Annotated in this window: 12 protein-coding genes; all 12 read left to right on the forward strand. The window is 48.8% G+C overall.

Translation table 11 applies throughout. From position 1 onward, the window contains the following. Positions 1-57: 57 nt before the first annotated feature. The 12 genes from HLH25_RS03635 to HLH25_RS03685 all read left to right on the forward strand — a co-directional run bounded on the left by HLH25_RS03635 (position 58) and on the right by HLH25_RS03685 (position 13,243). Positions 58-1,314 (forward strand): phage portal protein, encoded by a 1,257-nt coding sequence (locus HLH25_RS03635; RefSeq protein ID WP_182972777.1) that lies wholly within the window; start codon positions 58-60, stop codon positions 1,312-1,314. Continuing rightward, entirely contained in the window at positions 1,314-1,970 is a 657-nt protein-coding gene (locus HLH25_RS03640; protein WP_182972778.1) for an HK97 family phage prohead protease, read from the forward strand. Before HLH25_RS03635 ends, HLH25_RS03640 begins: the two co-directional genes overlap by 1 nt. A 53-nt stretch (positions 1,971-2,023) precedes the next feature. Beyond that, positions 2,024-3,457 (forward strand): phage major capsid protein, encoded by a 1,434-nt coding sequence (locus HLH25_RS03645; RefSeq protein WP_182972779.1) that lies wholly within the window; start codon positions 2,024-2,026, stop codon positions 3,455-3,457. 257 nt (positions 3,458-3,714) lie between these two features. Beyond that, a complete protein-coding gene (locus HLH25_RS03650) occupies positions 3,715-4,806 on the forward strand; it encodes a baseplate J/gp47 family protein (protein WP_182972780.1) in 1,092 nt (363 codons plus the stop codon). A gap of 10 nt (positions 4,807-4,816) precedes the next feature. Then, entirely contained in the window at positions 4,817-7,135 is a 2,319-nt protein-coding gene (locus tag HLH25_RS03655; protein WP_182972781.1) for a putative phage tail protein, read from the forward strand. A gap of 14 nt (positions 7,136-7,149) precedes the next feature. Next, positions 7,150-10,086, forward strand: coding sequence for a hypothetical protein (locus HLH25_RS03660; RefSeq protein WP_182972782.1), 2,937 nt, complete (start codon positions 7,150-7,152; stop codon positions 10,084-10,086). A 59-nt stretch (positions 10,087-10,145) separates the two neighbouring features. Next, positions 10,146-10,781 (forward strand): hypothetical protein, encoded by a 636-nt coding sequence (locus HLH25_RS03665; RefSeq protein ID WP_182972783.1) that lies wholly within the window; start codon positions 10,146-10,148, stop codon positions 10,779-10,781. Positions 10,782-11,104: 323 nt separating this feature from the next. Then, positions 11,105-11,269 carry a DUF6900 domain-containing protein gene (locus HLH25_RS20735; RefSeq protein WP_375288958.1) on the forward strand — a complete coding sequence of 55 codons (165 nt, stop codon included), beginning with the start codon at positions 11,105-11,107 and terminating at the stop codon, positions 11,267-11,269. Positions 11,270-11,474: 205 nt separating this feature from the next. Beyond that, the gene (locus tag HLH25_RS03670; protein WP_182972784.1) at positions 11,475-11,987 is read left to right on the forward strand and encodes a hypothetical protein; all 513 of its coding nucleotides are present in this window, start codon (positions 11,475-11,477) and stop codon (positions 11,985-11,987) included. 148 nt (positions 11,988-12,135) lie between these two features. Continuing rightward, positions 12,136-12,429 (forward strand): BrnT family toxin, encoded by a 294-nt coding sequence (locus HLH25_RS03675; RefSeq protein WP_182972785.1) that lies wholly within the window; start codon positions 12,136-12,138, stop codon positions 12,427-12,429. A 269-nt stretch (positions 12,430-12,698) separates the two neighbouring features. Next, the gene (locus tag HLH25_RS03680; RefSeq protein ID WP_182972786.1) at positions 12,699-12,869 is read left to right on the forward strand and encodes a hypothetical protein; all 171 of its coding nucleotides are present in this window, start codon (positions 12,699-12,701) and stop codon (positions 12,867-12,869) included. Beyond that, positions 12,866-13,243, forward strand: coding sequence for a DUF6876 family protein (locus tag HLH25_RS03685; protein ID WP_246401156.1), 378 nt, complete (start codon positions 12,866-12,868; stop codon positions 13,241-13,243). The genes HLH25_RS03680 and HLH25_RS03685 overlap by 4 nt, the downstream gene beginning before the upstream one ends. Positions 13,244-13,255 lie beyond the last annotated feature (12 nt).

Consider the following 13,255-nt stretch of genomic DNA (forward strand, 5'->3'; position numbering starts at 1 on the left):
AGGGTTGAGCCAGTTATTAAGGCAGATACCCAGGTTCCAAACTTTGTCGAACCCCCGATGTTCTTCGGGATCAACCCTGGCCTTCTGAGCGGCGGCACAACCTTCTCAGGTGTCGTGGTCACTCCTTCGACAGCGATGAAGTCCAGCACGGTTTATACCTGCGTCACCACAATCGCTTCGTCCATCGCGAAGATGCCCCTCAAGGTTCAGGCACTCCATGAGACGGGCGGATGGATTGACGCACCATATCATCCCCTATCCGATTTGTTCAGCAGGCCGAACTCACGAGATAAATCGTGGTTCCAGTTCTTGAACAACAATCTGATTCAATATCTCCTGTTTGGTAATGCCTATCTGGCAATCATCCGTGGTCGTGATGGCAGGCCATCGGAGTTGATCGGACTGGATAGCGGACAGGTCAGCGTCTCTGAGGCACAGAATGGCGATCGCGTATATCACGCAACATCAAAACAGTTCGTTGGAAAAAAGACGAGTAAAGCCAACGAAGACATAAACGGCCCCTCTCGAACTATCTTCCAAGACGACATGATCCACCTCGTCGGATCGAACCTCAACAACAATATCGTCGGTCAAAGCCCCATTACCCTGGCGGCCGAGGTCATCGGTATCGACCTTGCCATTCAAGAGACCCGTGCCGGCGCATTCCGTAACGGCGTTTCCCTCCAATACATCATCAAGACCTCGGGGCGATATAAGCCTGAGAAGCTACAGGAACTCCGCGAGAACTTGATGAAAGGCATAGCGGGGACGGCCAACACAGGCGTCGGACCTGCCCTTCCCCCTGATGTTGATCTCATTCCAATGAACCTGAGCCCACGGGACTTGATGCTTCCCGAAATGGGTGAAGAGTCGAAGCGCAACGTCGCGATGCTCTGGAACTTCCCTCCCCATAAGCTGGGGCTGGATGACAAAGACGCAGCAGCATCCATCGAACAGAAAGAGCGCACCTACATCAGCGAAACACTCGAACCTATCACCAAGCAGTTCGAGCAGATCGTCAATGATCTACTACTCGTCGGTGATGACAAGAAGCATTACCGTATCAAGTTCGATGACACACAACTGGTAATGCCTGTCTACAAGGATCGCGTTGACGCAGGCGTAAAGGCTGTCGTCTCCGGTCTCTTGTCACCCAATGAATGGCGCGCTGATGAAGGTCGTCCTGGCTATGAAGGCGGCGACACTATCATGCGTCCCCTCAATACCGGAGCAGTCGGTGAGAAAGACGGCTCCGAAACAACACAAGCAGGAGAAATGCCAACCGATAATGAAGTTGAAAGTGAAGAATCATAATGAAAAATCATATCAGTCTAAAGAGTTTTAAGGAGGCCATTAAGGCACAAGACATTACGACTCTCGATAAAACAATAACACGAGACTACCAGATCAAGGCTGTTGATTCTGATGACCATGAACTGTTCACGTTCATCATCACCAACGACGCCATGGATCGCGCCTGCGATATCGTTGAACCTGACGGCCTCGATATTACGAACTATCTGAGAAATCCGGTAGTTCTCAAAATCCATAACGATCAAGCATGGCCCATTGGAAAATGCGTTGATCTTCGTCGCGTCGATAATGGCTGGCAAGGCACCGTCCAGTTCTGCCCAGGCGATTACCCTGTCGTTGGTCCTGATGCTGAGTTCTGCCGTCGAGCATTACGCGACGGCTTCATCAGTGCCGTGAGCATTGGATTCCGAGCCCTCAACTACAGCATCAACGACGAAGGCGGAATGCAGATCACGGAATCAGAACTACTTGAGTTCTCGATTGTCCCTGTTCCCTGCAATCAGGAAGCCCTTCTTGTTCCTCGCCTTCCCATCGAAGAGAGCGAGAAGTCCATCGAAATCGAAGTGCCCGTTATTCCAAACGTCAAGAAGATTAACCGCAAGAGATTAGAGCGCGAGATAGAACTCGCAAAAATCAAACTAAGAACAACAAAATAATCACACGCAATAAATAGGAGAGGTGATTACCGAAACATTTAAGGAGACACTATATGTCCATTAGATCATTTGAAATAAAGGCCGAGCTAGATAAGGCCGTAAAAAGACTAGAGAAGGCATTCCAGGTACTTTCCAAGGCTGAGGATGACGGCGATGATACAACTGACGCTGAAAAGGAATACGAAGACCTACAGAATCGTGTTCGTCAGCTTGAGACACGTCTTGCTCGTTCGGAAGAGATTGAAGCCTCGAAAGCTGATGAGTGTGAAGATAAGGAAGACGACTCTGACGATAGAGACGAGAAGTCTGTAAAGCGTTTCAACATCAACAAGGGTGCAACACCTGATCTTGATGACCGCTTCGCTATAGGTCGCAAAGCCGTTACAAGCCTTCTTCTACAGCAGAAGAGGAATGCAACCGCCGTTCATTCTGATTTGACAAAATCGTTTGGTGAGACGGAAGCTACTCGCTTGGTCAAAGACATGACGTCAACAGGTCAGCCAGTCGTTGCCCAGGACTACAGAGGCTTCATTGAGCTTCTTCGTGCAAAATCAGTTATCCGTAGTATCGCTGATTCCATCGTTATGCCAAACGGCAACTTGACCATTCCACGTCAGGTAGCAGGCGCAACCGCTTACTGGACCGCAGAAGGTTCACAGATCACAAGTTCAAGCCTAAACATCGACACCATTAACCTGATCTGGAAGAAACTCGCAGCATTTACTTACGCAACCCGTGAAATGCTTCAGTTCTCCGCATTCGATCTTGCCACCAAGATCACATACGATCTTGTTGAACAGACAGCACTTTTCGAGGATAAGGCTCTTCTTACAAACCTAACAACTGGTTCAAATCAGGGTCAGCCAATGGGTCTTGCAGGTTTCGTAGCTGGCTCCGATGCTTCCAATACCATCGCATCATCGGGATTCGATTTCCAATCAATCTCCATGGACCTATTGCGTGCCGTATCTCAGATTGAAGGTAATGTTGTTGATTCTTCCAACTTGAAATGGATCATGAACCCTCGCATTAAGAACTTCCTCAAGGCATCATCTTCTACATTGGGTGTGTATCCGTTCCGCGACGAACTCAACAGCGGAAAGTTGATGGGATATGATATTCTATGTACAACTCAGCTTCCAACTGACGTTGCCAACACAGCAGAGACACCAACCAACACTGTCTCGCCAATCTTCCTAGCTGCTCCACAGCACCTCTTGGTTGCCGATGCTGGGTCTTATCAGATTGAGCAGACCAATGAAGGTTCATTCGTGAACTCATCTGGACAGCAGATTAACACCTTCGGCCAGGACTTGGTTGCTTGGAAACTATCGAACAGAATCGACTTCACTGTTACCAACCCCAATGCTGTTGTTCAGTTGAACGCAGATAACTGGTCACTAGGAAATGTCGATGCGTTGATGAATCCAACCATCACACCAAACACTGGCGGATCGCAGGCATCCGGCGCAAAAGCTCGTTCTTAATAGGAACATATCGTGAACCATGGAGCCCCGGCAGCAATGCCGGGGCTTTCCTGTATCCGCAGTTACGAGGGCACCCAACGAGCCCCTGAGAAGCCCGCACAGCGTGCTTTCCCCCCACCAGCTAGCTGAGAGCGCAGCACAGCTCGACAGCACTGTACGGGCGTCTGAGAGCGTCCCTCGTCTTCTGGCATCGGCCATCACGAACAGACCGAACCTCTAAATAGTCGATGAATATTCATCATTATTGAGGTCGATCTATGCCATTACCATCCCCGACATACAGCGCCATACAGGCGCGAATAGAACAAGATGTAGTCAACTCTACCGGCGTCAACTTACCAAACACTTCTACGGTTCGATATTTCTCAAGAGCCCAGGCCAAGGAACTCTACCTGATATGGGGTTTCCTTCAATACGTCTCCCTACAGTCCATTCCCGGCACATCCACTGACGTTTATCTGGAAGAATGGGCATCCCTCAAAGGGATCACGAGAAAGCCCGCCAGTTTTGCTATCGGGACCATAACCTTCACTGGAACGGCAGGAACCAGCATACCAGCCGGCACCGTCATCCAGCGATCAGACGGCTTCACCTACACCACTGACGTTCTTTCCAATGTTGGAAGCCCTGTAGCCATCACAGCTACGGCCTCGGGCTCCCAGGGCAACACAGCAGCGGGCACGACGCTCTCGCTGGCCAGCCCCATAGCAGGTGTTCAGAGCCAGGCCACCCTCACCTCGGCCATCACCTCGGGCGCTGACATGGAGACGGACGACTCACTTCGCGTCCGCATGAAGGACGCCTTCAGTATCCGTTCCATCGGGGGATCGGCACAGGACCATGTTGATTGGGCTCTCGCGGTTCCAGGCGTCAATCAGGCTTGGTGCGCCACAACCCCGATCAAGAGCGGTCAGGTCATGCTCTATGTGATGGGTGATCGAACAAACCAGTTCCAGGGCTACCCACAAGGCACCAACGGAGCCGCTACAGGCGAGCCCAGATACACCACGGCTACCGGCGACCAGTTGACCGTTGCCAATGCTCTGGATTCCGAGAAGCCCGTGGGCGAGATCCTCGTTGTCTGTAGTCCCGTCAACACGTCCATAGCTTTCTCAATCACTGGCCTGTCGTCGGCAACCGCGTCTGTCCAGTCAGCCGTCAAAACAGCGATCAGCGATCTGTTCCATCTCGAAGGAACACCGTTGGGAACCTACATATCAAACGCGAGTATTATTAACACAATAAGCGCAGCCGCAGGAACAACGTCATTCAGTCTTCTCTCTCCATCGGGGGATATCAGCCTAGTTATCGGCCAACTTCCCGAAGTTGGCACGATAGCCTGGAACTAAGGAGAACTGGATGACAGACTTAACACCACGTACGACAGCAAAGCAGTATTCTACCGCCCTCAGACAGCTTCTTCCCAACGGCCCAGCATGGCCTAAAGACCATCCCAGCGTTATGGGATCGGTCATTGATGGGCTTTCACAAGAACTACAACGCACGGATGATTCGGCCTGTGATCTCCTCGTTGATGTATTTCCCGCCACGACAACGAACTTCATTGATGAATGGCAAGATACAGTCGGCCAGAGCACCTGCGCCGCCTCATCGCTTACACTGGAACAGCAACGCGCCCAGATCGTCTCCCGTCTGACTTGGACAGGCAGGATGTCAAAGCAGTTCTACATCGACTATGCGGCGATGCTTGGATATCAGATCAAGATTACTGAATGGAGCGGATTTACCTGCGGATTATCTCAGGTAGGCGGTACATTAGGTGTGGCAAGTTCCAGCGATATTGATTTCGTGATTACGATTCAAAACCTCACCACAGACCAGAGCCTTTCAGTTCTACAATGTGAACTTACTCCCCTTATCCCAGCACATATTAGTGTTTACTGGTACGAAGGTTCTCCGGGACCACTTATCTCAGCCACAGCTACTCTGGATCAAACAAACCTCTCGAATCTGACCTATCCTTTGCCAGAATCCGTCACAGCAGACTGCCAAGTCACGCTCTCTGGTTCTTTGGAGAATCTCAGTTCTCTCACCTACTCCACGGCTGACATAACGGCGGTATCGGGCTTTGACTACCTTTCAACGAGCGGATCAGCTACACTCGATAGCTCTGGCAAGTCCTTTACTCTACCCATAACGATCATGCCGAACTACGGCACGGCCGACGCCAATATATCATTTAGAATCCCGATAAAGCTGACATATGAGGATGGGTCCATATCCGATACGTCAGCGACTTGCGCGGTCAGTTATCCACCCGTAGCACCTGTTCAGAATACCCTGAAGGTTCCGTTCTCCGTTCCGTTCACCGATACCATTCCAAGACTGATCACCTGGGAGACGCAAGATGGCACAGCCGTTCAGGATGTAGATTACGAATCCACAGAACACGGCACCCTTATCCCTCCCGGATGGAAAACCGTTTATGCGAACGTACCTCTGCTCACACAGACTATAGGAGAAGAGGCACAGTTTAATGTCGTCTTCAAATGGTATGATCAAACGGTTCCGCAGATCGGATACGGCATCGGGCAATGCGGCGGTATGCCGATCTACCCTGTTGCGCATTCTACCGTCACCGCGAACATTCTGACAACACAGGCCGTAGACGTATCAAGTATCCCTGAAGGAACCTATTACCGAACTGAAGATGGAACCGCGAAGGCCGGAATCGATTATGTGGCATCCAGTGGCGCAGTTACATCGGACACGGTTGATATTCGCATTCGCACCTTAGCACCCGGACAGTCCAGAAGATATTTCTATCTCGCATATGATTCCGAAGATGGAATACCGCAACGAAAACTCGTTGTTATAAATCCCGGATCTCCCATCAAAGCGATCTCTTCTCCAACAACGGTAAACGTAACGACCGTAGATCCCGGCGTATGCGTGCCTAAAGTCATCTTCAATGGCGGCAACACTGTAGATACCCCGTTCACTATGCCAATGTCCGTATATAGCGCCGTCAGGGCGTCCATAGTGGCAGACAATCTTGGGTCTGACATGAACCATACCATGATGCTCACCGTATCCGCCCCTGACTGCTTGATAAGAAACTTCGGAAACTATTTCCCGACGCTTTACACACAGATTGATGACCATACAGCCACTATAACGGGAAGCGCGAGGGAGATATCTGGGGCGGCACTCATGATGCAGTTCAAGCCGCTCTCTTCCTCTCAGTCTGAAATCAACATTACGCTTGATGGCAATAATCTCAACAGTACGGCGACCTACTATATAGTCGGCGGCGCAAGTGTAATGACGTTCCAGAACCTACCTACCAGCGAAACTGAAATCACTGTCACGGATCTTTCTCACGGCTTCACTGAAACATTAGGAGGTCCCCTATATGTCCTAAACAGTGATGCCTACATTGAAATGACTTATACACTCGAACCTGACGTAGGTGGTGGTGATCTTATCGGGCTCAATAGCTCAACCGTCTCTTCAACTCCATCCGGTTACGGCTACATCGTCAACGCATCGTCCGGCGTCATGGATGTCGTGATGATCCCTCTCACCATCTATGTCGGTGAAGGCACCGTAAATACAGTTACAAATGGCGTTCATTATATAACACTCACTTGTACAGATGGAACAAACACCATCACACAAAAGATTCCATACACCATAGATTATATGCAACATTAATGAGGTAGATTTAAATGGCGATAGCAAGATTTAATATAACCCTAACCCATCCAATGCCAGAACCGGCATTCTGTAAATATTCTCTGGTCGATGGAAGCGCGGGATCTTTTGTCGAAGGCTTACCGGATAAGAACCTCGTCGACTATACCTTTTCAAAGGGATTTGTGACCTTTGAAGAAGGTCAGCAGACAGCGACAGTTGAGGTCGAGGTAAATGACAATGTAACAAGTGATTTTGTTAAGACATTCTATATGATGCTCTACGACGCCCATAACTGCCTAATCGACACAACACCGATCCCCTGCACGATTATCTATAACGGAGTTACCACAACACAGGACGAGATAACGAGCTTCTACTCACTATCTTCCGCACCTGCTCCTGTAGATGATCTGCCAAGCTTTTTCAGCTTCCTGTCTTTTTCATCGCCGGAAAGCTATCGATGGGGTAGTCTTACCAATATTTTCGCACGAAACCCGTTCTGGATTACTGAAGGTTATTACTCATATTACAGTCAGAGAAATCTGAAATATCAACGACTTTGTAACGCCTATGAACTTATTCAAGATCAGCCTTTCGGCGATCCTCAGCCATTCAACTCCGTCATGCAGAGAACATCAATAAGCACCGCTTACAAGTATGGCATTAAAACGATCACCTCCAACCATAACGATTCTCAATGGTGCCTGGATGGATGCGTAGGCGTATTCGGAGATGGTATATTCACCGAGAAAGTATTTGAGAATCTATTACAGACCCAGACAAGAGTTTTCCAAGACGCTCCGGGATTTTGTGGCATCCAACTGAACGGCGAGCCAGCATCAGTGGCCCTACAAGGTATGACAACCGATATCTTCAATAGGTTCAGTGAAATCGGTTTATCCGCAGTCAGGGAAATCAACGATCAGATATACGTTCTTGTCGATGGGATCGGAGGAAACCCCACTCAGTTCAGCAGTCTAAACGCTGGTATCGCGAACATAAAGGACCCATCCAATCGAGACTTCATCGTATGGGATATCTATCTCGATACATATTCGGGAGGTGGAGCGCCTTATATGGATGACATTATGAAGGAAGGTGACGGCTACTCCGACTATCCAATCAGTGCCCAGACCGGACCAAGACGCTTAGAATGGGTGAAGCCATTTGCCGAGCAATATGGTTGGAAGTTCATGATCGGGGAAACGGGCGGTGGTCAGCAAGACACCAAGGAATCTCTATCCTCGGATTCGTGGAAGGAAGTAGTCACCGGAATGACGAATGGATGCTACTATGAAAATATACCCATGGGAATCTGGTGCTCTGGACCACAGTTCAACGGTTATTATACTGACTTCTCTGGATTACATGAGAACACATATCCTCTCACCTTAGACCCATTTGGATCAACGACACGCTACGGCATTTATGAGAATGGCCCAGAGTCACCAGTCCTTGGACAGTTCTCTCGATATTTCGAGCCTGATATCAGTCTGTCTTGGAAGCTAATCCCATCAGTTACGGTCAACAGTGACAACACCTCGGTAGTGACCGTCGATTTCCCATACAATCCAACATACAGCTTTGATATCAACGTGCTGGATGGCGGAGCCAACGGAGCTTTTCCTGATGGTAGTGGAGCGACGATCACGGAAAATCTTCCAACACAGACGCACGCCATAAACTATACGCCAGCAAAAGGTGCCTGCTGTGCTCTGTTCAGTTTATCCGAAACGAACACCGACACGATCTTGGTATCGCCATCATCACTTCAGATATTCTTTAATACCGATATGTTCGTTGATCTTGGCCTATCTCCGACCACTGTTATCTGGCCATGTAGGCTCGTTGCCGATTATAAAGGTCCAGCATTCTCCTTAACCAAGTCAGACGGAACATCGCCTACTGACTTCTATTATACCCTTGGTGGGGCAGAGAACGGCATTGGTGCTACCGTCGATCCTACGATCGTAAGTCAGTTTTCACCTGATACCCCGTTGGTCAAGACATGGTATGATCAGAGCGGAAATGGTGCCGATTTAGGTCCATTCAAGGGTGAAGATTCCCAATGGGGGAATGCGACGACGACGAATCCACCATCTACATATACCGATTATCCGCGATATATGATGGCCCGCGATGTGAACTTTTACGTTCCCCACTTCGGCGGCGACTTCGGCGATTACGATAATAATGATCGTCTCTACAACCGTATGGATATGACGCTACCTATAGACGGCGAGATGTACTATACATTTTTCTTCGCCTTTGGTGCCAATATAGCCATTGGTTTAGATGACTACACTTTCACATACGCTTACTCTCAGAAGAACTTCATCTTTGGACCAAACTCACAGTTAAACATAACAGGCGAGAGTGAGATCGTCACGAATGTTCCCTTTGTGAGAAGCCAGCTAAACATCTACAGCGTTGAGTATAATGGTGGATCTCTGTTTTCATCCGAAGACGGCAGCACAACCTCAGAGAGCGGTTCACTTATCCTGAACTTTGTCGGAGGATCTTCGGGAATAACGATCGGTGCCAATCAGTCTACTGGCGAGATATCAGTGACCGCTTCAGGGTCCTCATCTTCTATCAGTTATACGGCTGGACATTATCTTGTCTCCAGTGGTGAGTTTAATGGAGGGATGCGTTTTGTATGGTCTGACTATACATATATATACGTCCTTCTAACTGAATATTGGGGATCGGCTAGATACCTAATATATAAGAAAGATGGATATCTAAGGATCTGCAAGAACGGTTCACAGATATATAGCGATTCAGCGGAAGGACCTATCGTGGACCAGTTCAATGGTATCATGAACGTATGCTGGAACCGCTTCTACCCTTCATGTACCGTTTCAGACATTATAGGTTTCATTGGCGTTGATAGCGCCGTCACGGATGATCAGCGTGACACGATCTATCAAAACCTATATTCAAGCATACAAACAACTATTTCATAACAGATAAAACAATCATAAAAAATAAATACCTTCGAATCTATTAACTTCGAAGGTATTATATGGAACTCATTAACACAGAAAACGGTCAGTTTCAGGATGCTGATCCATCGACATTAACACCCGGAACACCGATCAGTGCTTCATGGGCCAATAACATTCAAGGCGAGATAGCAGCGGTCATCATAGATCGTGGTGGCGTTCTGGACGGCACCAAGACCAACCAGATGTCCACGATCCTTTCCGACATGATTGGTGGCTATCTTCCGCTTACTGGTGGAACGATAACGGGATCGCTCAATATCCAGACTGTCGCGGAAACCGATAACTCGACCAACGCAGCCAGCACAGCATTTGTTCAAGGTCTGATATCCGCTGAAGCAACAGCAAGAGAAAATGCTGATTCGCTGTTAGCTCCAAAGGCAAGCCCTGTTTTCTCGGGTCAAGTTCAAATGCCCGGTGGATCAACAACCTTGACGCCATCAGCGGGCGATTCATCGACTAATGTTGCCACGACAGCTTTCGTTGATAATGCGTTATCCAGCTACACACCGACAGCTAATCTTCCCCTTGATCCAGGCCATCTCATTCAATCTGGCCGAAGCAACGCCCCTGGAAATATAACCTTTTCCACCGCGTTCAGTGATACACCAGTTTCCATTGTTGTTACTCCTATAACGACACATATGGATCTATAAATTTCCGATCAGTCTGGAACAGGATACATAGTCCATACAGTTGATGGGCAATCAGGACCATTTTTCTGGATGGCCATAGGACCGAAATAAGACTGACGATATCAGCGATACGCGAGGATATTGGCGTTTTTCGACCATCTGGTCCTGTATTCATAACATACATTCTACATGGAACAAATCAACTCCAGATATACGTCTACCTGTTGGTTTATCTTTTCTTATATACGTCAACCTATAAAAGATAATAAGATAGGAGGAAAACGGTAGTACCTACGCATCATAGGTACTACGCTTAACTTGTAAGCAGAAAGAGGAACTTACAAGTGACAGACGAACAACTCCTTAAAGTTATCACGGGATACTCGGGCTTCCGCGCTATCGAGCCTAAAAACAATGACCAGGAGGATTTTAAGTCCATATACATTGGCAACCTCGTCAAAATGCTCAAACACGCATATGAGCTGGGGAAGCGCGACGGCATACCGTAAACAGCAAAGAGCAAGAAAAAAGGCAGCTACAAGCTGCCTTTTTTTGTGACTTTCGCGAATGCGTGCATTTCCAAATATCCTTTATGTCAACGCCAAAGATTATAAGAAACCTTGTCTTTGACGTAGGAATGGAATCAGGAAGGCAGCATTGTTGCTTTGTAGGGCAGCAACAACGCAAAGCACTACAGAGCACAGAGATTAAAAAATGTCCGCACTTAGCAAACTCACTTTTGTTGCCGAAGTCGAAGCCGAACACGATCGTGCGCCTCACGTCCGTAAACGCTTCGTGGAGGGCGTCGAAGTCCAGTTGCAGGCCCTGCAAGCCGAAGTCGAGAACAAGCCCTTCACCCTCACGAGGGAGCGTCGTGAGAAGGATGAAGCTGGTGAAACAGTAAAGTTCGACAAGGCAGTCCGGTTCTCAACATGGTGGACCAAAGGGCCGAAGGGCTACAGCGTGGAGCCGCGTTATGGCAGCAAGAAGATCCAGCTTTCCGACGCAGGCAGCATCATCAAAACAGGCCCGAAGCTGGACGATGTAAAGGCGGTTCTGGAACTGCTGATCCAGGCAGCGAACGCCGGAGAACTCGACAAGCCCTTGCTTGAGACATCGGAGCGCAAGCGCAAAGCAGACGAGCCTGAGGCGGCAGCAGAGACCGCAACAGCAAAGCCGGAAACACCGAAGACCGGCAAGACGGAACGCAACACGCGAGGACACTAAGCCACTACCCAACCCGGCGTAACTGCCGGGTTTCTTTTTGATGCAAGAGCAAGAACAAAAAGGTAATAAAAACAAACCTTTGGCGTAGGAACAGGTATTCATCGAACATAAAGTTGTTTTGTAAGCAGAAAGAAGGACTTACAAAACGATGCAATGGGTCTGGTCAAAGAAAAAAGACGAGATAAACAGGCAAAAGCATAACGGGATTTCACTTGCTATCGGGGCTAGGTTACTTGAGAATGACCCCAACGCATTAACAGAGCCCGATCCTCACGAGGACGGTGATAGATGGCAAACAATCGGCAAACTTGAAGGTTACTTTTTCGTTGTCCACACAGACTTGGAGGAAATGTATGATGGAACCGAACAAGGACGCATCATCTCTGTTCGACAAGCTACCCGAGCGGAGATTAGAAGATATGAATCTCGATTTACCGCCTGACCAAATCGAACTGCTAAAGAGGCTCGCTAAAGAGCCTCCCCCCGATGGACCATGTGAGTTTGATGGAAGACATGCCGTAAGAGGCAAGTATTATAGAGGACCGAAATAGGTCCACAGAGCCCGGCACAGTCCGGGCTTTTTTTTGGCTAAATCTCAAAACTTCCTTTCCAGAAAACCAACAAGTCAACCAATCAATATGACCTAACAGGCCAAAGATCGGTTGTACCTGCTCCTTCCCGGTACTAGAAAATGAGGGAAGGAGACAAGCAATGCTCTACGTTGTTCTTGAAACATATTCCCTCTCCGATGATCGCATCATTGATAGCAGGGAGATGGTCATCACCAAGGATGAGTATCAGGATATCGAAGACAACTTGTCTCGCTTCAACACACCAATGACACGCAAGGAGCTTGTCGTGTTGAATCAGGACATAGCATGACACAAGAGATCACACGGGCGAACCTCAGCCAGTTCACAGGAACCGAGCATTGGTATCGCTACTATCCCGGCATCCTCGTGACCGATGGCGTGAAGTTCCTCATGGACAATGGAGCGGCTTGGCTCATCGACCTCATCGTCAGCTACCAGGGTGAGGCGAAGGTCAAAGCCGAAGAGAGACAGTTCTGGACGCTCACTGTCGATCACGATGCGCTGACGGGTCGCGCTGTATGTACCGATGGTGACAAGGGTGATGGACCCATTACCCTGATCGAGCAGTTCATCGGCTTCACGGACTTCCCCCTCAAGGAGATCACGCTCTACGCTTTCCTTGAGGTTAACGATCGCGTGATCCTCCTTCCCTCCGAGTACTGAGGGGTAGCCCTG

This window comes from Gluconacetobacter dulcium (assembly GCF_014174165.1).
Classification (GTDB): domain Bacteria; phylum Pseudomonadota; class Alphaproteobacteria; order Acetobacterales; family Acetobacteraceae; genus Gluconacetobacter; species Gluconacetobacter dulcium.

Coding starts and splice junctions, on each gene's coding strand:
- HLH25_RS03635 (WP_182972777.1), top strand. CDS start 58: ATGTTCTTCGGGATCAACCCTGGCCTTCTGAGCGGCGGCACAACCTTC.
- HLH25_RS03640 (WP_182972778.1), top strand. CDS start 1,314: ATGAAAAATCATATCAGTCTAAAGAGTTTTAAGGAGGCCATTAAGGCA.
- HLH25_RS03645 (WP_182972779.1), top strand. CDS start 2,024: ATGTCCATTAGATCATTTGAAATAAAGGCCGAGCTAGATAAGGCCGTA.
- HLH25_RS03650 (WP_182972780.1), top strand. CDS start 3,715: ATGCCATTACCATCCCCGACATACAGCGCCATACAGGCGCGAATAGAA.
- HLH25_RS03655 (WP_182972781.1), top strand. CDS start 4,817: ATGACAGACTTAACACCACGTACGACAGCAAAGCAGTATTCTACCGCC.
- HLH25_RS03660 (WP_182972782.1), top strand. CDS start 7,150: ATGGCGATAGCAAGATTTAATATAACCCTAACCCATCCAATGCCAGAA.
- HLH25_RS03665 (WP_182972783.1), top strand. CDS start 10,146: ATGGAACTCATTAACACAGAAAACGGTCAGTTTCAGGATGCTGATCCA.
- HLH25_RS03670 (WP_182972784.1), top strand. CDS start 11,475: ATGTCCGCACTTAGCAAACTCACTTTTGTTGCCGAAGTCGAAGCCGAA.
- HLH25_RS03675 (WP_182972785.1), top strand. CDS start 12,136: ATGCAATGGGTCTGGTCAAAGAAAAAAGACGAGATAAACAGGCAAAAG.
- HLH25_RS03680 (WP_182972786.1), top strand. CDS start 12,699: ATGCTCTACGTTGTTCTTGAAACATATTCCCTCTCCGATGATCGCATC.
- HLH25_RS03685 (WP_246401156.1), top strand. CDS start 12,866: ATGACACAAGAGATCACACGGGCGAACCTCAGCCAGTTCACAGGAACC.